Below are 23915 nucleotides of genomic sequence, written 5' to 3' on the forward strand. Positions count from 1 at the left end.
AAACGTCCGGCGGTAAGCTAAAAGCAAAACGGCAACCTCGGTTGCCGTTTTTAATCTCTGCACGTTATCTGTGTGGATAAGCGCATCAGGCATTGGCCGTCGCTAAATGACGCTCCGTCACCCCACGCGCCATCACCCGCTCCAACACCTCCGCTTCCAGCTCCGCAAGCCGCGCTGAACCTATCCGGCGAGGGCGTGGAAGGTCCACCGTCAGATCCAGCCCTATCCTGCCATCCTCAATCAGCAGTACCCGGTCGGCCATGGCTACGGCTTCGCTCACATCGTGAGTGACCAGCAGCACCGTAAAGCCATGCTCCTGCCATAACGAGACAATAAGATCCTGCATCTCGATCCGCGTCAGCGCATCCAGCGCCCCCAGCGGTTCATCCAGCAGCAACAGCCCCGGGCGATGGATCAACGCTCTGGCCAGCGCCACGCGCTGTTTTTGCCCACCGGAAAGGGCAGCAGGCCACTCACTTGCGCGATTGTCCAGCCCGACGGCGGCCAGGGCCTGCAACGCCTGCGCTTTCCAGTTACCCTTCAGCCCCAGCCCGACGTTATCTATCACCGTTTTCCACGGCAACAGACGCGCGTCCTGAAACATCATGCGGGTATCTTCCTGGATCTCTGCCAGCGGGGTGTTCCCGGCCAGCAGTTCACCGCCGTCTGGCGCCTCCAGCCCGGCCAGCAGGCGCAGCAGGGTGCTTTTACCGCCACCGCTGCGGCCCACGACCGCCACGAATTGCCCGGCCGGGATATGCAGTTCCAGCTCGTTCAGAATGGTGTTTTCGCCGTAGCGTTTGGTGACGCCGTTGAGCAGCAGCGGCGTACCCTGGTTTAAGCGAGCCGTATTCATGCGTGTGCCTCCTTAATCGCGTAGGCCGGATTCCAGCGCAGCCAGCGGCGTTCAAGCCACTGGGCGCTCACATCCGCCAGTTTGCCGAGCAGGGCGTAAAGAATAATGGCGACCACCACCACGTCGGTCTGCAGGAATTCGCGGGCGTTCATTGCCAGGTAACCAATACCGGAGTTAGCGGAGATGGTTTCCGCCACGATCAGCGTGAGCCACATCAGGCCGAGGGCGAAGCGCACGCCAACCATGATCGAGGGCAGGGCGCCCGGCAGGATGACATGGATAAACAGAGCCAAGCCGGACAAACCGTAGCTGCGCGCCATTTCCACCAGCCCGCGGTCGATATTACGAATGCCGTGCCAAGTGTTGATGTAGATCGGGAACAGGGTGCCGAGGGCGACGAGGAAAATTTTCGCCGACTCATCGATACCAAACCACAGGATCACCAGCGGGATCAGCGCCAGATGCGGCACGTTGCGCAGCATCTGGATGGAAGTATCCAGCAGACGCTCGCCCCAGCGGGACAGGCCGCTGATCAGACCCAGCGTCAGGCCAATCGATCCACCGATTGAAAAACCAATGACCGCGCGCCAAGAGCTGATCGCCAGATGCTGCCACAGCTCACCGCTGGCACTCAGCGACCAGAACGCCGCCACAACGCCCTCCGGGGAGGGCAGTATGCGGCTCGACAGCCAACCCACGGAGGAGGCCAGCTGCCAGATCAGGACAATACCCACAGGGAGCAGCCAGGGCGCAATGCGCAGCAGCCATTTTCGGGAAGGGTTAGCCATGCGATCTCCTTAACTCTGGGCGACTTTACGCGGGATAAATTCATTCGCGATCGCCTCACCCTGCTGCAACAGGGGCTGCGGCTGCGGGATCTGAGGAATGGCAACATCCAGATGCGGGAACAGAAGTTCGCCCACCTTGTACGCCTCTTCCAGATGCGGATAACCGGAAAGAATAAAGCTGTCGATACCGAGTCCGGCGTATTCATTAATCCGCGCCGCGACGGTTGGGCCATCACCCACTAACGCCGTGCCCGCACCGCCGCGCACCAGCCCCACGCCCGCCCACAGGTTCGGGCTGATCTCCAGATTCTCTCGCTTGCCGTTGTGCAGAGAGGCCATCCGGTGTTGCCCTACGGAATCGGTACGGGCCAGGGCGGCCTGGGCTTTGGCAATGGTGGCGTCGTCCAGATGGGCGATCAGGCGGTCAGCGGCCTGCCACGCCTCTTCCGTGGTTTCGCGCACAATCACGTGCAGACGGATCCCGAAGCGCACCTGACGACCCCGGGCCGCCGCTTTGGCACGCACCTGCTCAATCTTCTCTTTAACCAGTTCCGGCGGCTCGCCCCAGGTGAGGTAGAGGTCTACCTGCTCGGCGGCCAGGTCCTGGGCGACGTCCGATGAACCGCCAAAATAGAGTGGCGGGCGCGGCTGCTGGATCGGCGGGAAGAAGAGTTTCGCATCGCGAACATGAATGTGTTTGCCCTCGAAGGTCACGTTCTCACCTTCCAGCAGACGACGCCAGACGTGGGTAAATTCAGCAGAGGCTTCATAGCGCGCGGTGTGATCCAGGAAGACACCGTCTCCCGCCAACTCCTGCGGATCGCTACCGGTAACCAGGTTAAACAGCGCCCGTCCGTTCGACAGGCGATCCAAGGTCGCAGCCTGGCGTGCGGCCACCGTCGGAGAGGTCACGCTCGGACGCAGGGCCACCAGAAACTTCAGGCGTTGTGTCACCGGGATCATCGATGCCGCCACCAGCCATGCATCTTCGCAGGAGCGGCCAGTCGGAATCAGCACCCCGGTAAAGCCAATCCGATCTGCCGCCTGGGCTATCTGCTGAAGATAAGCATGATCCACCGGGCGTGCGCCCTCGTCGGTGCCAAGATAATGACCATCACCATGGGTAGGTAAAAACCAGAACAGATTCAGACTCATGACTTATCTCCTTTCAGCGCTGTGGGGTGCCAGATACGGTCGCGAATATCAATTTTTTTCGGGACCAGGCGATTGTCGTAGAAAAGATCAGCGGTTTGCTGCTGTAACACGGCGGTATTGGCATCCACCGGTTTGATGACGGTAGGCGGGCGGTGATCCAGATAGGTGGCAATCACCGGCTCCGGGAGACCCATCGTTTTTGCCAGCAGGGCGATACTGGCCTGACGTTGACTCTGAGTCAGGGCATCCGCCTCGCTAAAGGTATTCAGGACGCCCTGAACAAATTCACCGTTTTTCTCGGCATAAGGGCGAGCGGCAAGGTAGAAGGAACCGGTCTGTTTCAGGGTTTCGCCATCTTTAAGCACCCTCACGCCACCCTGCAACAGGGCTGCGGAGTAGTAGGGATCCCAGATGGCCCAGGCATCCACGTTGTTTTGCTGGAAGGCGGCGCGCGCATCCGCCGGTGACAGATAAACCGGCTGAATATCTTTAAACGTCAGTCCTGCCTGCTGCAGGGCGCGCAATAAAAGATTGTGTGAGCTGGAGCCTTTCTGAAAAGCGACTTTATGACCTTTAAGGTCTGCGACGGTTTTAATCGGGCTGTTTTCAGGAACCAGGATCACTTCGGCTTTCGGTTTGGGCGGCTCCACGCCAACGTAGACCAGATCTGCCCCGGCGGCCTGAGCGAAGATGGGCGGGATATCGCCGGTGCTGCCGAGATCGATACTGCCGACGTTCAACGCCTCCAGCATCTGCGGGCCTGCCGGGAACTCCACCCAGGAGAATCTGGTGTCCGGGTAGCGTTTTTCCAGCAGCTGGTGGCTTTTCGCCAATACCATGCTGACGCTGCCTTTCTGGTAGCCGATACGCAGGCTATCCGGGGCAGGCTCGGCAGCGTGCGCCAGGGCAGAAAAGGCCAGAAGCCCTGCGAGGCCTGTACGGACCAGGGATTTAAACATGGGCGACTCCTTTCTGAAGACCAAAAGCAGGAACCTGGACGTCGCGGCGGTGCAACGCCTGCCAGAACGTCTCCAGCGCGCTGTCGAGACGGGTCTGTAAATTCGAGGTAAAGTGCGGCTTGTGCTGGTAATCGATCACCTGCGAATCATCGGCAAACACGCCATGCAGTATCTCCTGAGCTTTCAGGGCGCTGAGGACGGGCTTCAGGGCATAATCTACCGCCAGCAGGTGGGCGACGGTGCCGCCAGTCGCCAGGGGCAGGACAATTTTGCCTTCCAGCGCGCGCTCCGGCAGCAGGTCGAGCAGGGTTTTCAGGGCACCGGAAAACGAGGCTTTATAAACCGGCGTTGCGACGATCAGCCCGTCGGCATCTTTAAGCTGCTCATTCAGGGTTTTTAGCGCCGGGCTGTCGAAACGCGCATAAAGAAGATCTTCCGGGGCAAAGTTATGCAGATTCCAGTGGAACACTTCAACATCCAGCGAAGTGAGTTGCTCCCGGGCGTACTCCAGCAGCGCGCTGGAGCGGGAAGGGAATCGCGGACTGCCAGCCAACGTAATGACGCGCATAAATGCTCCTTATAACCAATTGTTTGCTTTTATCTAACATTGATAACATTTGTTGGCAGTGTGGCATTGCTGACTTATTCCACTAAATGATTTATCTGCAGAATAAATGCCAAAAAATGAATAAAGGAGGAATGAAAAGTAAACGATTGCGCGGCAGGGCGCTTTTTTTGCCCCAGGTCAATTCCCTTTCCCGCTGCAATCGCAGATAATACGCCCCCGGTTTGCACACCGGGAATCCAGGAGAGTTCATGTACTACCCCTTCGTTCGTAAAGCCCTTTTCCAGCTCGATCCTGAGCGCGCTCATGAATTTACATTCCAGCAATTACGCCGTATTACGGGAACCCCGCTTGAAGCGCTGGTGCGCCAGAGAGTGATGGAGAAGCCGGTCACCTGCATGGGATTAACCTTTAAAAACCCACTGGGTCTGGCAGCAGGGCTGGATAAAAACGGCGAGTGCATCGATGCACTGGGTGCGATGGGCTTTGGTTCCATTGAAATTGGCACCGTCACGCCACGTCCACAGCCGGGTAACGACAAGCCGCGCCTGTTCCGTCTGGTGGAGGCCGAAGGGCTGATCAACCGCATGGGCTTTAATAACCTCGGCGTCGATCATCTGGTCGAGAATGTGAAGAAAGCGCATTTCGATGGCGTTCTGGGCATTAATATCGGCAAAAATAAAGACACGCCGGTAGAGCAGGGCAAAGATGACTATCTGATTTGTATGGAAAAAGTCTACGCCTACGCCGGGTATATTGCGGTGAATATCTCTTCACCTAACACCCCAGGCCTGCGCACGCTGCAATATGGTGAAGCGCTCGACGATTTGTTAGTCGCCATCAAAAATAAGCAAAATGAACTCCAGGCGACCCACCATAAATATGTTCCGGTGGCTGTTAAAATCGCCCCGGATCTGACCGAAGAAGAGCTGGCGCAGGTGGCCGACAGTTTAGTTCGCCATAATATTGATGGCGTTATTGCCACTAATACGACCCTCGACCGTTCTTTAGTGCAGGGGATGAAATATTGCGACGAAATGGGCGGCCTGAGCGGGCGTCCGGTGCAGTTAAAAAGCACTGAAATTATTCGTCGTCTGTCAGAAGAATTGAAGGGCCGCCTGCCAATTATTGGGGTGGGGGGAATTGATTCAGTGATGGCCGCGCGCGAGAAAATGGCGGCTGGCGCTTCGCTGGTGCAGATATATTCGGGCTTTATTTTCAAAGGCCCACCGCTGATTAAAGAAATCGTTAATCATATCTAATCTTTTATCATGACTCACAACCAGGGCTTTATTTCCAGCTCTGGTTGTTTTATATTCCCGGACTGTTGCTTTATTAGACATTGTGGTCTTTGATTATTGAAGTTTAAAAAGCGAAGCGGCAATACAGGACTTTCTTACGACAGGACGTTTTAGGAACGGGAGAGACAAATGCGAATTAAACCTGACGATAACTGGCGCTGGTATTTCTGTGACGAGCACGATCGCATGATGCTCGATCTGGCCAATGGTATGTTGTTTCGTTCTCGTTTTGCCCGCAGGATGTTGACCCCGGATGCCTTTGCCGATACCGGTTTTTGCGTTGATGATGCTGCACTCTATTTCTCTTTTGAAGAGAAGTGCCGTGACCTCGAACTGTCGAAAGAACAACGCGCCGAGCTGGTGCTCAATGCGCTGGTGGCGATACGCTTCCTTAAACCTCAGATGCCGAAAAGCTGGCACTTTCTTGCTCACAACGAGCGCTGGTCTCCCGTCACCGGCGATGCCGCGTGCGTCAGCCTGAGCGAGAATGCCGAGCAGGTGAATTTGCTGGTGGTGGAGCCGGGCGATAATGCCGCGCTCTGTTTACTGGCGCAGCCATCGGTGACCATTGCCGGGCGCACCATGCAGCTGGGCGACCCGATTAAAGTGATGAATGACCGGCTAAAACCGCAGCCGGTCTGTTTCAGCCTCGAGCAGGCTGTTTAAGCTTCCAGCTGTAACGCACTTTTCGGTACGCAGCTGCAGCACAGAATCGTGCCGTCACTGCCGATAGCCGATTTCTTCAACGCCGTTACTTCGCCTTCGACCAGGGTAACGCGACAGCATCCGCAGATCCCCGCCCGGCAGGAATAGGGCACACGAATACCGGCCTGTTCAAGCTGTTCCAGTAATACCTGCTGATTGTTGCCACGGATCGTCTGACCCTGCCACTGAATAGTGATAGCCGTCGCGGGCTGCGTCTCTACTTCGATAGCCTCTTCCTCAGCCCCTGCGCCGTAGATCCGGCCTGGCCCTGTGGAGAGAATTTCCACTTCGTCGCCTACGCGGATCACCCCGCTGCTGCGCGGGATCAGGTTCTGACCAAAATCGACATCGCCATTATCCTGTGCGGTGCGGAACGATTGCAGCGTTTTTAGCGGTTCACCGGCAGGGTGCTTTTGTCCTTTTTCCGGGCTGACGGTGGTAAAGATGCAGCGGCTGCAGGGTTTCACCACGTCAAAGATAACCTCCCCGATGCGGATCACTTTCCAGGTATCCTCTTCCCAGGCCGTTGCGCCTGTGACCACCAGATTCGGGCGGAACTGCTCCATCTGCACGCTGGCCGGGCAGCGCTTTTGCAGGTCGCGCAGGGAGGCGTCGTTAGTGAGCAGGAACGGGAAGCCGTCGGCAAACGACAGCGGAACCGCGGCAAAATCTTTAACGCGTCGCGTCATTTCAGGCCCGACCCAGCGGAGCTGTACCGGGCGCGAAAAGAATTCGCTCAGCCAGCGGTTGATCGCGTCGGGGGCGATACGCGCGGTAAAGTGGTTGCCCCATACTTCGGTAGGCGCATCCGCAGAGGCAAAATCGCTGAAGCGAACAAGACTACTGGAACCGTCTGGTGCGGTAAGATGCAGGCCGTCCTGAACCGGGGCCGGGGTGAAACGAACCATCTGTGGGAACTGGCGTGCGGTAATAAAGGTGCCATCCGGTTCTGTGATCATAAAAGTGCGATCATACGCAAAACCGCTGACGTCTGCGAAGGCATGCGTCAGCCCAATACCGCGCATGGATTTGACCGGATGAATGAAAAGCCTGGATAACGTCGCCACGGCACCGCTCCCTCAAATGAAAATAAGCCCTCAACTTTATGACATAGCGCCTGGATTGGCTATAATGCGCAGCAATTTTCTTAGAGTAAAAGTGACGATATGAATTCTCTGTTTGCCAGTACGGCCCGTGGGCTGGAAGAGCTGTTAAAAACTGAACTGGAAAACCTGGGTGCGCAAGAGTGCCAGGTGGTTCAGGGTGGGGTCCATTTTCAGGGCGACACGCGGCTTATTTACCAGAGCCTGATGTGGAGTCGCCTGGCCTCACGCATCATGTTGCCGATGAGAGAGTGCAAGGTTTACAGCGATCTCGATCTTTATCTGGGCGTGCAGACTATCGACTGGACAGAGATTTTTGCCCCGGGCGCCACTTTTGCCGTGCACTTCAGCGGCCTGAATGACGAGATCCGCAACAGCCAGTATGGCGCGCTGAAGGTCAAAGATGCCATCGTTGACTGCTTCACCCGTAAAAATCTTGAACGTCCGAACGTCGATCGTGAAAACCCTGACCTGCGTATCAACGTGCGTCTGAACAAAGAGATCGCCAGTATCGCGCTGGATCTGTGTGGCGAAGGCCTGCACCAGCGCGGTTACCGCGACCGGGCAGGTATCGCGCCGATCAAAGAGAACCTGGCGGCGGCCATTGTGATGCGTTCCGGCTGGCAGCCGGGTACGCCGCTGCTCGACCCGATGTGCGGTTCCGGTACGCTACTGATTGAAGCGGCCATGCTGGCGACCGATCGCGCACCGGGCCTGCACCGCGGCCAGTGGGGCTTTAAAGGCTGGGCACAGCACGACGAAGCCACCTGGCAGGATGTCAAAGCCGAAGCGCAGACCCGTGCGCGCGCAGGTCTGGCAGCCTATGAGTCCCGTTTCTACGGCTCTGACAGCGATAGCCGCGTGATTGAACGCGCGCGCAGCAACGCCCGTCGCGCCGGGATTGGCGATCTGGTCTCCTTTGAGGTGAAAGATGTCTCCCAACTCACCAACCCACTGCCAAAAGGCCCGTACGGCACGGTGATCAGCAACCCGCCTTACGGCGAACGTCTGGACAGCGAACCGGCGCTGATTGCCCTGCACAGCCTGTTGGGTCGCACCATGAAAGATCTGTTTGGCGGCTGGAATCTGTCGCTGTTCAGCGCCTCGCCGGAGCTGTTGAGCTGCCTGCAGCTGCGCGCCGAGCGTCAGTTCACAGCCAAAAACGGCCCGCTGGACTGTGTACAGAAGAATTATCACCTGGCCGAGAAAGAAGCCGACAGCAAGCCAGCCAGCATTGCGGAAGATTACGCCAACCGTCTGCGTAAGAACCTGAAGAAATTTGAAAAATGGGCGAAGCAGGAAGGGATTGAGTGCTATCGCCTGTATGACGCCGATCTGCCGGAGTACAACGTGGCGGTCGACCGCTACGGCGATTGGGTGGTCGTGCAGGAGTATGCCCCACCGAAAACCGTTGATCCGCAAAAAGCGCGTCAGCGTATGCTTGATATCATCGCTGCAACCATCAGCGTACTGAATATCGCCCCGAACAAGCTGATCCTCAAAACCCGTGAGCGTCAGAAGGGTAAAAATCAGTACGAGAAGATGAACAGCAAGGGCGAGTTTATCGAAGTGGGCGAATATAACGCCCGCCTGTGGGTGAACCTGACAGACTATCTTGATACCGGTCTGTTCCTCGACCACCGTATCGCCCGTCGTATGCTGGGCCAGATGAGCAAAGGTAAAGACTTCCTGAACCTCTTCTCTTATACCGGCAGTGCCAGCGTGCATGCGGGTCTGGGTGGCGCACGCACAACCACCACGGTGGATATGTCCCGCACCTATCTGGAGTGGGCAGAGCGTAACCTGCGTCTCAACGGCCTCACTGGCCGGGCGCACCGTCTGCTGCAGGCCGACGTGCTGGGCTGGCTGCGCGAATCGGATGAACAGTTCGATCTGATCTTTATCGATCCGCCGACCTTCTCCAACTCCAAACGCATGGAAGAGTCTTTTGATGTGCAGCGCGACCATCTGGCGCTGATGAAGGATCTCAAACGGATGCTGCGTAAAGGCGGCACCATTATGTTCTCGAACAACAAACGCGGCTTCCGCATGGATCATGAAGGGCTGGAACAACTGGGGCTGAAAGCACAAGAAATCAGTCAAAAAACCCTGTCCCAGGATTTTGCCCGTAACCGTCAGATCCACAACTGCTGGCTGATCACCGCCGCCTGAAAGGAAAAGTAAATGTCATTAATTAGTATGCATGGCGCGTGGCTGTCCTTCAGCGACGCACCGCTTCTCGATAATGCAGAGCTGCATATCGAAGATAACGAACGTGTCTGTCTGGTAGGCCGTAACGGCGCAGGTAAATCGACCCTGATGAAGATCCTGAACCGTGAGCAGGGTCTGGATGACGGACGTATCGTGTACGAGCAGGACCTGGTGGTGGCGCGTCTGCAACAGGATCCGCCACGTAACGTGCAGGGCAGTGTCTATGATTTTGTGGCCGAGGGGATCGCTGAGCAGGCGGAATACCTGAAAGGTTACCACGAGATCTCGCACCTGGTGATGACCGACCCGAGCACCAAAAACCTCAACGAGATGGCGCGTTTGCAGGAACTGCTGGATCACCATGGTCTGTGGCAGCTGGAAAACCGTATCAACGAAGTGCTGGCCCAGTTAGGGCTGGAAGCGGATATGCCGCTGGCCTCCCTCTCCGGCGGCTGGCTGCGTAAGGCTGCGCTGGGCCGGGCGCTGGTCAGCGGGCCGAAAGTGCTGCTGCTTGATGAACCGACTAACCACCTCGATATTGAAACCATCGACTGGCTGGAAGGGTTCCTGAAAACCTTCGGCGGCACCATTATCTTTATTTCGCATGACCGTTCGTTTATTCGCAACATGGCAACCCGCATTGTCGATCTCGACCGCGGTAAGCTGGTGACCTATCCTGGCGATTACGATACCTATCTGCTGGAAAAAGAGGAAAACCTGCGGGTAGAAGAGCTGCAAAACGCTGAATTCGACCGCAAGCTGGCTCAGGAAGAGGTATGGATCCGTCAGGGCATCAAAGCCCGTCGTACCCGTAACGAAGGCCGCGTCCGCGCCCTGAAAGCGATGCGCCGTGAGCGCAGCGAACGCCGTGAAATAATGGGCAGCGCGAAAATGCAGGTCGAAGAGGCGAGCCGCTCAGGCAAAATCGTCTTTGAGATGGAAAACGTCAACTACCAGGTAGACGGCAAAGTGCTGGTGAAAGACTTTTCCGCCCAGGTTCAGCGCGGGGATAAAATTGCCCTGATCGGCCCGAACGGCTGTGGCAAGACGACCCTGCTGAAGCTGATGCTGGAACAACTGAAGGCCGACAGCGGCCGCATCCATTGCGGGACCAAGCTGGAAGTGGCTTACTTCGACCAGCACCGTGCCGAACTGGACCCGGACAAAACGGTCATGGACAACCTCGCAGAAGGTAAGCAGGAGGTGATGGTAAATGGGAAACCGCGTCACGTGCTGGGCTATCTGCAGGACTTCCTGTTCCATCCTAAACGGGCGATGACTCCGGTTCGTGCTCTCTCCGGGGGGGAGCGTAACCGTCTGTTACTGGCGCGTCTGTTCCTGAAACCCAGCAACCTGCTGATTCTCGATGAACCGACAAACGATCTTGATGTGGAAACGCTGGAACTTCTTGAAGAACTGATTGATAGTTATCAGGGAACGGTAATGCTGGTCAGCCACGATCGTCAGTTTGTGGACAATACCGTTACCGAATGCTGGATCTTCGAAGGGCAGGGCCGTATCGGACGCTACGTGGGCGGCTACCATGATGCCCGTGGCCAGCAGGCGCAGTCGCTGGCGACGAAACAGTCAAAAGTGAAGAGCGAAGCGGACGTTGCGGTAACCAAAGCAGAAACGGTCAAACGTGGCAGTAATAAATTAAGCTATAACCTGCAGCGCGAACTCGAAGGCTTGCCGCAGCGTCTGGAAGAGCTGGAAGCCAGTCTGGAAAGTTTGCAGGCTCAGGTGGCCGACGCGTCATTCTTTAGCCAGCCGCATGACCATACGCAAAAAGTTCTTGCCGATATGGCCCAGGCTGAGCAGGCGCTGGAAGAGGCATTTGAACGCTGGGAATATCTTGAGGCTCTGAAAAACGGCGCATAAGTGAAACATGGAGCCAGTATGTGTGAACATCACCATGCCGATCGGCATATTTTATGCTCCCAGTGCGATATGCTCGTGGCGCTACCCGCGCTCGAGCATGGACACAAAGCGGCATGCCCGCGGTGCGGGACAACGCTGACAACGAAGTGGGACGCGCCGCGGCAGCGTCCCACTGCTTATGCTATTGCTGCGCTGTTCATGCTGCTTCTGTCCAACCTGTTTCCCTTTATCAACATGAAAGTGAGTGGTATCACCAGCGAAGTGCATTTGCTGGATATACCCGGTGTTATGTTCTCGGAAGATTACGCCAGTCTGGGCACTTTCTTTATGCTTTTCGTCCAGATCGTGCCAGCGTTTTGCCTGGTGGTGATTTTGCTGCTGGTGAACCGCGTGCAGATACCCAGGGCACTGAAAATCAGGCTGGCGCGGATCCTGTTCCAGTTAAAAAGCTGGGGGATGGCGGAGATTTTTCTTGCCGGGATCCTGGTGAGCTTTGTCAAACTGATGGCCTACGGCGACGTGGGCGTTGGCAGCAGCTTTATTCCCTGGTGTCTCTATTGCATCCTGCAACTGCGCGCGTTTCAGTGTGTTGACCGCCGCTGGGCCTGGGACGATATCGCCCCGGCGCCCGTGCTGTCGCAAAAGCTAAAGGTCGGTGTGCCGGGTATCCAACAGAATCTTCGTCTGTGTCCCTGCTGTACGGCGATCCTCCCCGTTGACCAGGAAATCTGTCCACGTTGCGAAACAAAAGGGCATGTGCGGCGCAAAAACAGTCTCCAGTGGACGATGGCGCTGCTCGTCACTTCGATCATGCTCTATTTCCCTGCCAACATCCTGCCGATTATGATCACCGATCTGTTGGGCGATAAAATGCCCTCCACCATCATGGCCGGGGTGGTTCTGCTGTGGGGCGAGGGGTCTTATCCCGTGGCGTTGGTGATTTTTATCGCCAGTATTATGGTTCCTACGCTCAAAATGATTGCGATTGCCTGGCTCTGTTGGGATGCCAAAGGACACGGCAAGCGGGATAGCGAGCGGATGCATTTGATTTATGAAGTCGTCGAGTTTGTTGGACGTTGGTCAATGATTGACGTCTTCGTGATTGCCGTTCTGTCTGCCCTGGTGCGGATCGGCGGGTTAATGAGTATTTACCCTGCAATTGGGGCGCTGATGTTTGCACTGGTCGTAATTATGACCATGTTTGCGGCCATGACTTTCGATCCGCGTTTATCGTGGGATCGTGAGTCAGAACTGAGCCATGAGGATGAATAAAAGCATGGAAAATAAGAGTGGAGAGGCGAAAGTCCAGAAGGTCAAAAACTGGTCACCGGTGTGGATTTTCCCCATTGTGACCGCGCTGATCGGTGCCTGGATCCTGTTTTATCATTACAGCCATCAAGGCCCGGTTGTCACGCTGATCACCACCAACGCCGAAGGAATTGAGGGCGGTAAAACGACCATCAAGAGCCGCAGCGTAGATGTAGGGGTGGTCGAGAGCGCGACCCTGACCGACGACCTGACGCACGTAGAAATTACCGCCCGCCTCAATGCCGGTATGGAAAAGCTGCTGCATGGCGACTCGGTGTTTTGGGTGGTGAAACCACAGGTGGGGCGCGAAGGCATTAGTGGTCTGGGAACCCTGTTATCCGGGGCCTACATCGAACTGCAGCCGGGGAAAAAAGGTGCTCAACCGGAGCAGTATCAATTGCTGGACTCTCCGCCGCTGGCGCCGCCGGATGCGAAGGGGATCCGCGTGATCCTCGACAGTAAAAAAGCCGGTCAGCTCAGTCCGGGCGATCCGGTGCTGTTCCGCGGTTATCGGGTCGGCTCTGTTGAAACCAGTACCTTTGACACACAAAAGCGCACCATCAGCTATCAGCTGTTTATCAATGCGCCGAACGATCGTCTGGTCACGGGCAACGTGCGCTTCTGGAAAGACAGCGGCATCGCCGTTGACTTAACCTCCGCAGGCATGCGCGTCGAGATGGGTTCCCTCTCCACGCTGTTTGGCGGCGGCGTGAGCTTTGACGTGCCGGAAGGAATGGATCAGGGACAGCCCGTGGCGCAGAAAACCGCGTTCAGGCTGTATGACGATCAGAAGAGCATTCAGGATTCGCTCTATACCGACCACATCGACTACCTGATGTTCTTCAAAGATTCCGTTCGTGGCCTGCAGCCGGGCGCGCCGGTTGAGTTCCGTGGCATCCGCCTTGGCACCGTCGGCAAAGTGCCGTTCTTTGTACCGGGGATGCGTCAGGTGCTGGATGACGATTACCGTATTCCGGTGCTGATCCGCATTGAGCCGGAGCGTCTGATTAATCAGGTTGGCGATACGCCTGACATCGCTCAGCATATCGACGGATTGATGAAGCGCGGCCTGCGCGGCTCGCTCAAAACCGGTAACCTGGTGACGGGCGCGTTATACGTGGATATGGACTTCTTCCCGAAAGAGCCGCCGGTAAAAGCGATCCGCGAGTTTGGGGGCTACAAAATCATCCCAACCGTGAGCAGTGGACTGGCGCAGATCCAACAGCGTTTGATGGAAACGCTCGACAAGATCAACAGCCTGCCGCTCAATCCGATGATTCAACAGGCCACCAATACGCTTAGCGAGAGCCAGGCCACAATGCGTCGTCTGCAAACCACGCTGGATAACCTTAACAAGCTGACCGCCAGCCAGTCGATGCAGCAGCTGCCGCAGGACATGCAGAAAACGCTGCGTGAGCTGAACCGCAGTATGCAGGGCTTCCAGCCGGGTTCAGCGGCGTACAACAAGATGGTGGCGGATATGCAGCGCCTCGATCAGGTTCTGCGCGAACTGCAGCCGGTACTGAAGACGCTGAATACGAAGAGCAACGCGCTGGTATTCGAAGCGAAAGACAAAAAGGACCCTGAGCCGAAGGGGGCTAAATAATGAAAAAATGGCTAATTATTACCGCAGTGGCGCTTCTGACCGCCTGTAGCTCATCAGAGAACAAGAGCTATTACCAGCTGCCTGTCGCAGCGCAAGCGGGTGGGCAAAGTATCGCCAGTCAGGGGAATCGCCTGCTGTGGGTAGAGCAGGTGGCCGTCCCGGATTACCTGGCCGGTAATGGCGTGGTATATCAAACCAGCGATGTGCAGTATGTCATCGCCAATAACAACCTGTGGGCCAGCCCGTTGGACCAGCAGCTGCGTAACACGCTGGTCGCTAATCTCGGTAGCCAGCTGCCGGGATGGGTGGTGGCTTCGCAGCCGTTGGGAAGCGACCAGGATACGCTGAACGTCAACGTGACTAACTTCCATGGTCGCTATGATGGCAGGGTGATTGTCAGTGGGGAATGGTTGCTGAACCATCAGGGTCAGTTGATTAAGCGACCTTTCCATCTTGAGTTGAAGCAGCAAAAAGATGGCTACGATGAGATGGTGAAAGTGCTGGCACAAGGGTGGGCGCAGGAGTCTGCGAGCATTGCCAGAGAGATTTCCCGACTGCCATAAGTAAAATTCATCGCATTAGGCCGCAGTTAGCGTCACGCTAATTGCGGCTTTTTTTTGGTTTATGCTCAGGCCGTTACTTGTGCCGCATCACACTTTTTGTACAAATGATCTTTTGAGTTGGTCACAAATATGACACTGGCGTGAATTTTGCGCATTGACGATCAACGCTAATCAGGGTATTCGTTATCTGTGGTTGCACGTTTTGTAATCACTGTTTTCTTTTCCACCAGATCAAATAATGAGGGAAACGAGGCATGAAGAGACAGAAACGAGATCGCCTTGAAAGGGCTCATCAACGTGGTTATCAGGCTGGCATCGCCGGACGTTCTAAAGAAATGTGTCCCTATCAGACCATCAATCAAAGGTCGCAATGGTTAGGGGGCTGGCGAGAAGCCATCGGAGACAGGGCAGTACTTGCTTGATAGCGTCTCTTTAAAAAAGAAACCTCCGCAGTGCGGAGGTTTCGCCGTTTTATGCTTCGGTAAAAGCAAAAATCAGAATGCGGAAGTATCCTGGAACAGACCCACTTTCAGGTCATTCGCGGTGTAGATCAGACGACCGTCGACCAGCACTTCGCCATCCGCCAGGCCCATGATCAGGCGACGGTTAACAATGCGTTTGAAGTGGATACGGTAGGTGACTTTTTTCGCGGTCGGCAGAACCTGACCGGTGAATTTCACTTCGCCAACGCCCAGGGCGCGGCCTTTGCCTTCGCCACCCAGCCAGCCGAGGTAGAAACCAACCAGCTGCCACATTGCGTCCAGACCCAGGCAGCCTGGCATCACCGGATCGCCAATAAAGTGGCAACCAAAGAACCACAGGTCCGGGTTGATATCAAGCTCTGCTTCTACGTAACCCTTATCGAAGTTGCCGCCGGTTTCCGTCATCTTAACGACACGGTCCATCATCAGCATGTTCGGGGCCGGTAACTGCGGGCCTTTTTCGCCAAACAGTTCACCGCGACCAGAGGCAAGAAGATCTTCTTTTGTATAGGATTCGCGTTTATCTACCATGTTCTCAGTATGCCTTATTTTAGTGAAGGACGCAGGATAGCTAACACGTGTACGCTGAACAAGTCCGATCAGTTCGGCGTGAACCAGTTCAACCAGCGTAACGGCCAGGGATAACGATGCCGTGCTTCCTGTTGTGTTGCCTGCGCAATACGTTCCTGGATGGTGTTCATTAACGTCGTCTGCCCTTCAGCATCCCACTCCAGGTTTGTCAGTAAGGGTAGCGCATCTGCAATGTCTTCGATGGCCCAGAGACTGAATTGTTCCTCTTCTACCGCGGTCAGCAGCGCCTGACTGAGGCTGAGATGACGCACGTTCGGCAGTGGAATAATAACGCCCTGTTTACCGTTCAGGCCGCGTTGCTGGCAAACGTTAAAGAAGCCTTCGATCTTCTCATTCAGACCGCCGACCGGCTGCGCACGACCAAACTGATCCACCGAACCGGTGATGGCAATGCTCTGATTCACCGGCACATCGGCAAGGGCGCTGATTAATGCGCACAGTTCTGCCATTGAAGCGCTGTCGCCATCGACTTCACTGTAGGATTGCTCGAAAGTCAGCGAGGCGGTGAAGGGGATCTGCTGCTCAAGCTGCAGTTCCGACATCAGATAAGCCTGCATGATCATCATGCCTTTGGCATGAATGTTCCCGCCCAGCTCGGCTTTACGTTCCACATCGATAAACTCACCGTCACCAATGTGTACAACGCAGCTGATACGAGACGGCTCGCCAAAGGCGCGCGGATGGCCCGGGAACTCGATCACCGACAGGGCATTGATCTGTCCGACGCGTTCACCTTCCGTTTCGACCAGGATCTGCTCAAGCAGGATCTCATCCTGCATGCGATCGGCCAGGTAGCCTTCGCGCCACTCTCGCTGCAACAGCATCTGGGAGAGCTGTTCGCCGGTAATGGTGTCGTCATCAGTCATGGCCGCAGCTTCACGCAGCTGCTTGCCAAGCCAGAGCGGGCAAAGCGGCAGCGTCTCCTGATCGCCGGTGTAGCGAACCGCCTCGCGGATCAGCACGGGCCAGGCATCGGCTGCCGGGGTAGGCAACTGCGCACGTTCGCTAACGGCAAGCACCCACTGGAGCCATTGCTGCATATCTTCGGCATCAGCGATCTGTGTGCTGTCTTCGAACTCGCTGTACACCACCTGGTCGGCCAGCTCGGGTTCCATCTCCTGGAAATCAGCCAGCGCTTCGCGATCGCCAATCAACACCACTTTCAGGGAGAGCGGCATAGAAGGCACGGCAACCGGAAGAGGGCGAGACTCATCCCAGGTCACCCAGTCAAAGCGCTGCTGGTTGACGCTGTTTTTCAGACGCATCCACAGCAGCGGCTGGGCCAGCAGCGTGCGCAGAGAGATGAGCAGCACGCCGCCATTGGCCTGATGGACCAGACCGGGATGCAGGGTTATTTCACCATTGAACTGGCGCAGGCAGCCGAACAGCTGTTCTGCTTCTGTCCAGCCCGCCGGAACGATATTGCCTGTGACCGCAAAACGGCCATCGGGTACGGTGGCGGGTTCAAAGGTGACGCTGTGGCCGTTGATGCTGTATTCACCCCCAAAGACCGTCCCGGTTTCTGGTTGCAGCTGCCGCATGGCATCCGCCAGAAGACTCAGGTACTCCGCTTCGTCTGGCGCTTTCAACAACATGAACGGTGAGGTTGCCCACGGGCTTAACACCTGCTCCAGTGCGTAATGCAAACGGGGCTGTGTGTCACTGAGGATGTATTCGTGTTCTTTCGCGAGATCTGGCTGTGCAAACAGTTCCTGATAGCTATCGGTATCAGGAACGAGGTCACGCCATGCAAGTTTCGTAATGGTCAAAGTTGATGTTTTTTAGTCAGAAGTAAAACGATGGAGTATACCGTAAGGTGCAGGCTCTGCCCATGAGGGAATGGGCGTTTCAAGAGATGAATGCATCACCGCGTGTCACAGGATATGATTTCTTTTCAGCAGATTGCCAAAAAACTGATATTCTGAACAGAGTTACACGGTCACACTGAGATCGCGATGAAATACCAACAACTGGAAAATCTCGAAAGCGGCTGGAAATGGAAGTATCTGGTCAAAAAACACCGTGAAGGGGAATTGATCACGTGCTACCTCGAAGCCAGTGCCGCAAAAGAAGCTGTGAATTTATTGCTGACCCTCGAAAATGAACCCATTCTGGTCAACGGCTGGATAGATAAACACATCAATCCGGCGCTACTGAACCGCATGAAGCAGACCATCCGCGCGCGGCGGAAACGGCATTTTAATGCCGAGCACCAGCATACGCGGAAGAAGTCGATCGATCTGGAGTTTATGGTCTGGCAACGGCTGGCCGGGCTGGCCCAGCGCCGCGGTAAAACCCTGTCAGAAACGATCGTGCAACTGATCGAAGATGCGGAACATAAAGAGAAGTACGCCAGTCAGATGTCGACCCTGAAAACCGATCTCAAGGCGTTGCTGGCTGGTAAGAAGTAGCGTTTACCTTTTCTTCAGGCAATAAAAAACCCCGCAACATGGCGGGGTTTTTTGTCAGACGATAACTTATGCCGCTGGCTGAGTTACAACGTCTTTGATGCCTTTAACTTCGATCTCTACGCGACGATCTGGAGCCAGGCAGTCGATCAGTGCAGCGCGAGCTTTCACGTTGTCACAGGTAGAACCGGTAACTGGGTTAGATTCGCCCATACCACGTGGGGAGATCTTGTTAGCCGGGATACCTTTAGAGATCAGGTAGTCAACAACGGACTGAGCACGTTTCTCGGACAGACCCTGGTTGTAAGCGTCAGAACCGATACGGTCGGTGTAACCCAGAACAACTACGGAACCATCTTTAGGATCCAGGTTGCTCAGCTGGGTGTACAGCTGATCCAGTGCCTGCTGACCTTCTGGTTTCAGGGTAGCTTTGTTGAAGTTGAACAGAACGTCAGACTTCAGAGTGAAGTGCTTGGTCTGTACTTCTGGAGCTGGTGCTGGCGCTGGAGCAACGATTGGCGCTGCTTCTTCCTGCTGGCCGAAACGGTAGGAAACACCTACGCTCAGCATGCCGTTGTCTGGACGAACACCAACGGTGTTGCCGTCGCCGATGTTGTTAACCCACTGGTATTCCAGACGGGTAGCAACGTCACGGGTCATTGCCCACTCAACGCCACCTGCGAATACTGGAGAAACGCCAGTGTCATGGTCGTCGCCAGCGATGCTGTTGCTGGAGTCTGCACGCCATACCATGCCGCCCAGACGGGTGTAGATGTCTACAGCGTCATTTACTGGGTAGCCCAGTTTAGCAGTCAGCTGAACGCCCTGTGCTTTGAATGCACCGTTAACGTTGTCACCTTTGTAAGGCATGCGGCCCAGCCAGTCGTAGCCCATTTCGAAACCAACGTATGGGTTAACCTGATAACCACCGAACGCGCCTGCGCCCAGCTGGCTTTCGTGAGTTGGGCCGTCGTTGTTCAGAGCATCGTTATACCAGCCAGTGTCATGGAACTGAGACCAGCCCAGTTTGCCACCTGCATACCAGGTATTATCTTTCGGAGCGGCCTGCGCTACGGTAGCGAAACCTGCCAGTGCCACTGCAATCGCGATAGCTGTCTTTTTCATTTTTTGCGCCTCGTTATCATCCAAAAATCGCCATGAGAATCTCAATGAGAGTCACGGTTAAATCCTTCACCGGGGGGCGGGGACAAAGAGTAAAGCTACCGATATCTTCGGTTTAGGCCGAGCACCCCTGGCGATGTAAAGTCTACAACGTACCTGAAAACTTACAAGTGTGAACTCCGTCAGGCATATGAAAAAAAAAGTTTTATATACACAATATTTAACATTTCTGGCGAAGTTTTGGGCGTGCTAAACTGGAGGAAGCCGCGGCAGACAAGACTTGTCGCGGCTTTTAGAAGGGGAACCAATGGCGTACAGCGCGTGCAAAAAAAATTCCAGGAAAACTCTTATTTTTACTTAGTGATACAAATTTGAGTGAATTTTTAGCCCAGAAAGGTGTCCGTTGCCGTGAGCGTTCATCCTGACGGGACGCATAATGAAGCCGAGTGCATTCCCTTCTTCGGCCGCTTCGGCCAGTCGATATTGTTCCGTTTCGGTTAGCTCTTCCGTAAACCAGCCAATCACTACGCTGTAATTCCCGGTACGCAGCGCTCTCACCATGGATTCTACAGTATGGCAGGGATCCATCTGGCTAACCTGCATCACTTTGGTAAGTGGTAAACCTGCGGATTGCACCCATTCCCGACTTAATTTCTGCTGCGGCGTGAGCCACAGCTGCCAGCGAGACTGCTGACCAAGCTGCTGTAACAGGGGCAGCAATAACAGCTGCGTCATCATGGGCTGGTCTTCACGGTAAAGCACTTCACTAATCAGCCCGGTGGTCATATAAGCAGCGGAACTCCGTGCACTTTTGCCGGCAGAAGAAGAGAAAGTTGTTGAACGGTTTGCATAGCCTGAAGAGTACATAATCTATCCAGCCCTGTAGTTACTGTATGGATATACAGTAACCCCTGTACGTCTAAAGATCAACTTCATTTTCGGAAAGCGCCTCGCAAATTTGGTTTGTTATTGAGGCGTATTGAAAAATCATCTTGCCGTTCAATCATAAGTTACCTATTTTTTGGCTAACGGATCCGTTAACAAATGACTGCACCATTACTCCATGATTTAAAAGGGAAATATCATGAAAAAGTTATCCTACGAGCGGATCTATCAATCCACGAAATATCTTTCACCCCTCGGAGAGGTCCAGCATCGCGCCCTGTTTGGCGGATACACATTGGCGGTGGATGACGCAGTCTTTGCGATGGTGTCAGATGGGGAGTTGTACCTGCGTGCCTGTGAAGAGAGCGCACCGTATTGCGCCAAAAATACCACCTCTTATCTGACGCTGATGAAGCGGGGGCGCGCGGTATTGCTGAATTATTACCGTGTCGATGAGGCGCTCTGGCAGGATCAGAATAAGCTTTTACAGCTCTCTTCACTTGCACTTGAAGCCGCGCGGCGGGAACGTCGCGAGCGGTACAAACGCGACAGGCTGAAAGATTTACCCAATCTCAATTTTCAGCTTGAGATTCTGCTGAATGAGGCGGGCATCACCAACGAAGCAGCATTACGCGCCCTCGGTGCTGAGCAGAGCTGGCTAAAGATCAGAGCGCTTAACAAGCACCTGAGTTACAAAGTGCTGTTTGCGCTGGAGGGGGCAATAGTGGGGCTGCATGAAGCAGCGCTCCCGGAGCTCAGGCGCCGGGAGCTGGTGGAGTGGTACAAAACGCTACCGGTAGAGAACAGTCCTCACTCCGGCAGTTGATTCACGTGCTGCTGTAAACGACAAATTTCTGGCAGCAACGCAATAAGCAGACCGATTTGCTGCAGCACTAACGGCGCTTTGGTCTCGGTACCCGGTTCAATATGCGAAATGCGTTGCGCCAGTTCGGACAGGGCCTGCTGAACACGAGGCTCATCCGCCGGGCGTTGATGAAGCGCATCATCGACATAGCAAACGGCGTCATCCAGCAACGCCAGGATGGCCGGGCTGGTCAGCCGCTCACGGTGTGCGCCCAGCGCCGAGATGTAGCTGGTAAAAGTATGGTTCAGGCACAACAGGCGGAATGCGACTTCACGTGTTTCCGCCGTCGCCCGCGGCTCCGTGGACATGTTCGAGACCACCGACGCCAGCTCCGCATCGCGGTTGTGCGCATCGCGCCGGGCGATGCGATACGCCAGTCGGTTATCCCGGCCCTGATGATACTGCTCAAGGATGGCATCCAGATACCGGCAGTTAGCGTTCATCGCCTGATCCAGCACGCGGGGTAGGTTACGGAAGCGCCAGTCTGGCCAGATAAAGCTCACCGCGGCCCAGGCAATGGCGCAGCCAATGAGGGTATCGATGATGCGCGGCAGCGCCACTTCAAAGCCTTCCCCGAGCAGGTTGAAACAGAGCAGAACCAGCAGGGTTATGAACATAGTCGCATGCGCGTACTGCACATTGCGAAACGCAAAAAACAGCACCCCGGTGATCACAATTAAGATCAGTTGGCCTTCCACCGACGGGACAAAGTAAAGAATCGGCAATCCGATGGCGACCCCCACCAGCGTACCGAGAATACGCAGCGCCAGCCGGTGGCGGGTGGCGTTGTAGTTGGGCTGGCAGACAAACAGGCTGGTCAGCAAAATCCAGTAGCCATGGTCAAGCCCGGTCACCTGTATAAAGGCATAGCCAATACAGAGCACCACCGACATCCTGACGGCGTGGCGAAACAGTGCCGATTCCGGTGAAAAGTTGCGGCTTAAGCGCAGCCACATATCGCTAAAACCGTTAAGACTGTCGTCGGCAAGCTGGTTTTCGACATCGTTACCGGGCATCGCCTGAGCCTGCCCGGATTCGATAGTGGCGAGCTGGGCATCAATGGCGCGCAGGTTGCTCAACAGAAAACCCAGCGCTTTCATTTGTTCGGCAGAGGTCCCGCTGGCCTGAACGCGATCGAGCGCTGCATCCAGGTGCGTGAAGGCCCGCTCAAAACGCGGATCGTGCTGATAGGGGGTGCGCAGCAGGATGGAGCGTGACAACTGCTGGCAGGCCTGCGCCTGCATAAAGAGCAGCCGCTGGAAGCGAAACATGACGTCGCTATAGCGAAACTTCTCGCGCAAGGTGGCGTACTGAATATGTGATGAACTGGCACGCTCATGGATATCCTGCGCCACAAAATAGTAGTGCAGGGTGCGGCGGGTGCCACGCTGGCCGCGATCGCCGCGCAAGCGGGTAAGCAGAGAGGCTTTGGTCTGGTTTAACGTGGTCACCAGCTGACCGTTCGCCAGCGCCAGATCGTACAGCGGTGCCTGGCCGTCATCTTCAATATCCGGGTCGAAGAGGCGGGATTTTAGCTCCAGGTAATGCGCCAGCTGCTCATAGCTACGGGCAAGATTGTCCTGCAACGGGCGAATAGGAAAGATGAGATGCCCGGCAAGAGTGAGCAGGTTATACCAGACCGCCCCCAGCAACAGCAGAACCGGTTGCTGATACCACTGGTCGTAAAGTGACACTCCCAGCATGGTATAGATAGCAATCAACAGAGCGCCAAAGGCGATGGTGGCGTAGCGCTGGCCCAGCCCGCCCAGCAGAATAAAGACGCTGGTGGAAAGCGTCAGTCCGATGGCGAAAAGCCATGGCCACGGGAAGAGCAGCTCCACCGACGCCGAGGCGATAAAAAAGCAGATCAGCGTGATGACCAGATTGCGCAGCCGACCGGCGAGACGGTCATCCAGATCGGCCAGCGCCCCGGCCACAACGCCCAGCGTCAGCGGAATGGTCAGCTTCACATCCCCCAGCCACCAGGGCAGGGCGGTGCTGCCACAGAGGGCAATAAAGATTCTGGCGTTATACAGCCAGGCGCTGTTGAGGGTGTAGCGGCGAAGCAGCGGGCTTAGCATAAGCGCACGGGATCCTTGTTACGGAAAACGACGGCGGGCGTTGGCCTCACGCGCAGCACGGGCAACTTCCACCGGGACGACCCGGCGTCCGACAGGCCACAGGGCAATGGCGGCAATTTTGAAATTGGCGATCCCGACAGGGATGCCGATAATCGTAATGCACTGCGCGATCCCCGCCACAATATGCATCAAACACAGCCACCAGCCGAAAAAGATCAGCCACAGAATATTGAGCAGCGTTCCTCCGGTATTCATGAGCGCGTTTTTACTGCCAGGTTCCAGCTCATCCACATGGACCGCTTCATTACCGAACGGGACCAGCGAAAGTTTGGTGATCTCCCAGCAGGAACGCGTCAGCGGCAGGGTGAAGATCAGGACCACGCTGACCAGGGTTGCCAGCAGCCAGGAGAGCGTAGTGGCAAACCCACCCAGGACAAAATTCAAAATATTCAGAACGGTACGCATAAAACCTCAATTCTT

At 55.6% G+C, this 23915-nt stretch carries 22 protein-coding genes; 10 read left to right on the plus strand and 12 right to left on the minus strand.

All coding sequences use genetic code 11. The features are described 5' to 3' along the window. Nucleotides 1-85: 85 nt before the first annotated feature. Genes ssuB through ssuE form a run of 5 tightly spaced genes read right to left on the minus strand, consistent with a single transcriptional unit; the run spans nt 86 to nt 4326 of the window. On the minus strand, nt 86-856 hold the full coding sequence (gene ssuB, locus ACF8PE_RS08020; RefSeq protein ID WP_032617381.1) for an aliphatic sulfonates ABC transporter ATP-binding protein: 771 nt from the start codon (nt 854-856) through the stop codon (nt 86-88). Beyond that, nucleotides 853-1644: an aliphatic sulfonate ABC transporter permease SsuC gene (gene ssuC / locus ACF8PE_RS08025; protein WP_392494753.1), complete on the minus strand. Its 792-nt coding sequence runs from the start codon at nt 1642-1644 to the stop codon at nt 853-855. The genes ssuB and ssuC overlap by 4 nt, the downstream gene beginning before the upstream one ends. 9 nt (nt 1645-1653) lie before the next feature. Continuing rightward, nucleotides 1654-2799 carry an FMNH2-dependent alkanesulfonate monooxygenase gene (ssuD, locus tag ACF8PE_RS08030; protein WP_059308353.1) on the minus strand — a complete coding sequence of 382 codons (1146 nt, stop codon included), beginning with the start codon at nt 2797-2799 and terminating at the stop codon, nt 1654-1656. After that, nucleotides 2796-3758, minus strand: a complete 963-nt coding sequence (locus ACF8PE_RS08035; RefSeq protein WP_262659990.1) for a sulfonate ABC transporter substrate-binding protein — start codon at nt 3756-3758, stop codon at nt 2796-2798. Before ACF8PE_RS08035 ends, ssuD begins: the two co-directional genes overlap by 4 nt. Beyond that, nucleotides 3751-4326 carry an NADPH-dependent FMN reductase gene (gene ssuE, locus ACF8PE_RS08040; protein WP_392494754.1) on the minus strand — a complete coding sequence of 192 codons (576 nt, stop codon included), beginning with the start codon at nt 4324-4326 and terminating at the stop codon, nt 3751-3753. The genes ACF8PE_RS08035 and ssuE overlap by 8 nt, the downstream gene beginning before the upstream one ends. Before the next feature lie 248 nt (nt 4327-4574). Here ssuE and pyrD point away from each other — a divergent pair, with 248 nt between their 5' ends. Together pyrD and zapC are read left to right on the plus strand one after the other, a co-directional pair. Further along, complete coding sequence (gene pyrD / locus ACF8PE_RS08045) at nt 4575-5585, plus strand: quinone-dependent dihydroorotate dehydrogenase (RefSeq protein ID WP_059308350.1); 1011 nt, start codon at nt 4575-4577, stop codon at nt 5583-5585. Nucleotides 5586-5753: 168 nt separating this feature from the next. Beyond that, entirely contained in the window at nt 5754-6290 is a 537-nt protein-coding gene (gene zapC / locus ACF8PE_RS08050) for a cell division protein ZapC (protein WP_032617388.1), read from the plus strand. On the opposite strand, the gene ACF8PE_RS08055 is transcribed toward zapC, so the two are convergent. Further along, a complete protein-coding gene (locus ACF8PE_RS08055) occupies nt 6287-7396 on the minus strand; it encodes a YcbX family protein (RefSeq protein WP_263755857.1) in 1110 nt (369 codons plus the stop codon). The two genes, zapC and ACF8PE_RS08055, sit on opposite strands and share 4 nt — an antisense overlap. A 99-nt stretch (nt 7397-7495) precedes the next feature. Here ACF8PE_RS08055 and rlmKL point away from each other — a divergent pair, with 99 nt between their 5' ends. From rlmKL to rmf, 6 genes are all read left to right on the plus strand, one after another. Then, nucleotides 7496-9604, plus strand: coding sequence for a bifunctional 23S rRNA (guanine(2069)-N(7))-methyltransferase RlmK/23S rRNA (guanine(2445)-N(2))-methyltransferase RlmL (rlmKL, locus tag ACF8PE_RS08060; protein WP_262659993.1), 2109 nt, complete (start codon nt 7496-7498; stop codon nt 9602-9604). Between the two features lie 12 nt (nt 9605-9616). Beyond that, entirely contained in the window at nt 9617-11524 is a 1908-nt protein-coding gene (locus ACF8PE_RS08065; RefSeq protein ID WP_262659995.1) for an ABC transporter ATP-binding protein, read from the plus strand. Between the two features lie 18 nt (nt 11525-11542). After that, on the plus strand, nt 11543-12796 hold the full coding sequence (gene pqiA, locus ACF8PE_RS08070) for a membrane integrity-associated transporter subunit PqiA (RefSeq protein ID WP_032617394.1): 1254 nt from the start codon (nt 11543-11545) through the stop codon (nt 12794-12796). Between the two features lie 4 nt (nt 12797-12800). Continuing rightward, a complete protein-coding gene (gene pqiB / locus ACF8PE_RS08075) occupies nt 12801-14438 on the plus strand; it encodes an intermembrane transport protein PqiB (RefSeq protein WP_155166536.1) in 1638 nt (545 codons plus the stop codon). Then, nucleotides 14438-15001, plus strand: coding sequence for a membrane integrity-associated transporter subunit PqiC (gene pqiC / locus ACF8PE_RS08080; RefSeq protein ID WP_262659999.1), 564 nt, complete (start codon nt 14438-14440; stop codon nt 14999-15001). Before pqiB ends, pqiC begins: the two co-directional genes overlap by 1 nt. A 254-nt stretch (nt 15002-15255) precedes the next feature. Next, nucleotides 15256-15423: a ribosome modulation factor gene (gene rmf / locus ACF8PE_RS08085; RefSeq protein WP_032617397.1), complete on the plus strand. Its 168-nt coding sequence runs from the start codon at nt 15256-15258 to the stop codon at nt 15421-15423. A 72-nt stretch (nt 15424-15495) separates the two neighbouring features. Here the strand turns inward: rmf and fabA are convergent, their stop codons facing one another. Both fabA and ACF8PE_RS08095 read right to left on the minus strand, forming a co-directional pair. Next, nucleotides 15496-16014, minus strand: coding sequence for a bifunctional 3-hydroxydecanoyl-ACP dehydratase/trans-2-decenoyl-ACP isomerase (gene fabA, locus ACF8PE_RS08090; protein WP_032617398.1), 519 nt, complete (start codon nt 16012-16014; stop codon nt 15496-15498). Nucleotides 16015-16082: 68 nt separating this feature from the next. Further along, nucleotides 16083-17843 carry a Lon protease family protein gene (locus tag ACF8PE_RS08095; RefSeq protein WP_117385676.1) on the minus strand — a complete coding sequence of 587 codons (1761 nt, stop codon included), beginning with the start codon at nt 17841-17843 and terminating at the stop codon, nt 16083-16085. Nucleotides 17844-18029: 186 nt separating this feature from the next. Between ACF8PE_RS08095 and matP the strand changes: the two genes are divergently transcribed. Continuing rightward, a complete protein-coding gene (gene matP / locus ACF8PE_RS08100; RefSeq protein ID WP_032617400.1) occupies nt 18030-18485 on the plus strand; it encodes a macrodomain Ter protein MatP in 456 nt (151 codons plus the stop codon). A gap of 66 nt (nt 18486-18551) precedes the next feature. On the opposite strand, the gene ompA is transcribed toward matP, so the two are convergent. Together ompA and sulA are read right to left on the minus strand one after the other, a co-directional pair. Next, a complete protein-coding gene (gene ompA, locus ACF8PE_RS08105) occupies nt 18552-19607 on the minus strand; it encodes a porin OmpA (RefSeq protein WP_103792031.1) in 1056 nt (351 codons plus the stop codon). 354 nt (nt 19608-19961) lie between these two features. Next, complete coding sequence (gene sulA, locus ACF8PE_RS08110) at nt 19962-20471, minus strand: SOS-induced cell division inhibitor SulA (protein WP_032617403.1); 510 nt, start codon at nt 20469-20471, stop codon at nt 19962-19964. A gap of 217 nt (nt 20472-20688) precedes the next feature. Between sulA and ACF8PE_RS08115 the strand changes: the two genes are divergently transcribed. Continuing rightward, complete coding sequence (locus tag ACF8PE_RS08115) at nt 20689-21315, plus strand: TfoX/Sxy family DNA transformation protein (RefSeq protein ID WP_059308343.1); 627 nt, start codon at nt 20689-20691, stop codon at nt 21313-21315. Here ACF8PE_RS08115 and yccS read toward each other — a convergent pair. Further along, on the minus strand, nt 21300-23435 hold the full coding sequence (gene yccS / locus ACF8PE_RS08120) for a YccS family putative transporter (RefSeq protein ID WP_059308342.1): 2136 nt from the start codon (nt 23433-23435) through the stop codon (nt 21300-21302). The genes ACF8PE_RS08115 and yccS overlap by 16 nt on opposite strands. A gap of 18 nt (nt 23436-23453) precedes the next feature. Further along, nucleotides 23454-23900, minus strand: coding sequence for a YccF domain-containing protein (locus tag ACF8PE_RS08125; RefSeq protein ID WP_032617407.1), 447 nt, complete (start codon nt 23898-23900; stop codon nt 23454-23456). Between the last annotated feature and the right edge of the window lie 15 nt (nt 23901-23915).

The sequence above is a fragment of the Leclercia sp. GLN_9 genome, from assembly GCF_043105735.1.
GTDB lineage: Bacteria > Pseudomonadota > Gammaproteobacteria > Enterobacterales > Enterobacteriaceae > Enterobacter > Enterobacter adecarboxylatus.

Excerpts from the sequence above, each read along its gene's own strand:
- pyrD (WP_059308350.1), top strand. The coding sequence starts at position 4,575 with ATGTACTACCCCTTCGTTCGTAAAGCCCTTTTCCAGCTCGATCCTGAG.
- ACF8PE_RS08125 (WP_032617407.1), bottom strand. The coding sequence starts at position 23,900 with ATGCGTACCGTTCTGAATATTTTGAATTTTGTCCTGGGTGGGTTTGCC.
- matP (WP_032617400.1), top strand. The coding sequence starts at position 18,030 with ATGAAATACCAACAACTGGAAAATCTCGAAAGCGGCTGGAAATGGAAG.
- pqiC (WP_262659999.1), top strand. The coding sequence starts at position 14,438 with ATGAAAAAATGGCTAATTATTACCGCAGTGGCGCTTCTGACCGCCTGT.
- ACF8PE_RS08065 (WP_262659995.1), top strand. The coding sequence starts at position 9,617 with ATGTCATTAATTAGTATGCATGGCGCGTGGCTGTCCTTCAGCGACGCA.
- zapC (WP_032617388.1), top strand. The coding sequence starts at position 5,754 with ATGCGAATTAAACCTGACGATAACTGGCGCTGGTATTTCTGTGACGAG.
- ACF8PE_RS08035 (WP_262659990.1), bottom strand. The coding sequence starts at position 3,758 with ATGTTTAAATCCCTGGTCCGTACAGGCCTCGCAGGGCTTCTGGCCTTT.
- ssuE (WP_392494754.1), bottom strand. The coding sequence starts at position 4,326 with ATGCGCGTCATTACGTTGGCTGGCAGTCCGCGATTCCCTTCCCGCTCC.
- ssuD (WP_059308353.1), bottom strand. The coding sequence starts at position 2,799 with ATGAGTCTGAATCTGTTCTGGTTTTTACCTACCCATGGTGATGGTCAT.
- pqiA (WP_032617394.1), top strand. The coding sequence starts at position 11,543 with ATGTGTGAACATCACCATGCCGATCGGCATATTTTATGCTCCCAGTGC.
- ACF8PE_RS08115 (WP_059308343.1), top strand. The coding sequence starts at position 20,689 with ATGAAAAAGTTATCCTACGAGCGGATCTATCAATCCACGAAATATCTT.
- ssuB (WP_032617381.1), bottom strand. The coding sequence starts at position 856 with ATGAATACGGCTCGCTTAAACCAGGGTACGCCGCTGCTGCTCAACGGC.
- rmf (WP_032617397.1), top strand. The coding sequence starts at position 15,256 with ATGAAGAGACAGAAACGAGATCGCCTTGAAAGGGCTCATCAACGTGGT.
- yccS (WP_059308342.1), bottom strand. The coding sequence starts at position 23,435 with ATGCTAAGCCCGCTGCTTCGCCGCTACACCCTCAACAGCGCCTGGCTG.
- ompA (WP_103792031.1), bottom strand. The coding sequence starts at position 19,607 with ATGAAAAAGACAGCTATCGCGATTGCAGTGGCACTGGCAGGTTTCGCT.
- pqiB (WP_155166536.1), top strand. The coding sequence starts at position 12,801 with ATGGAAAATAAGAGTGGAGAGGCGAAAGTCCAGAAGGTCAAAAACTGG.
- sulA (WP_032617403.1), bottom strand. The coding sequence starts at position 20,471 with ATGTACTCTTCAGGCTATGCAAACCGTTCAACAACTTTCTCTTCTTCT.
- ssuC (WP_392494753.1), bottom strand. The coding sequence starts at position 1,644 with ATGGCTAACCCTTCCCGAAAATGGCTGCTGCGCATTGCGCCCTGGCTG.
- rlmKL (WP_262659993.1), top strand. The coding sequence starts at position 7,496 with ATGAATTCTCTGTTTGCCAGTACGGCCCGTGGGCTGGAAGAGCTGTTA.
- fabA (WP_032617398.1), bottom strand. The coding sequence starts at position 16,014 with ATGGTAGATAAACGCGAATCCTATACAAAAGAAGATCTTCTTGCCTCT.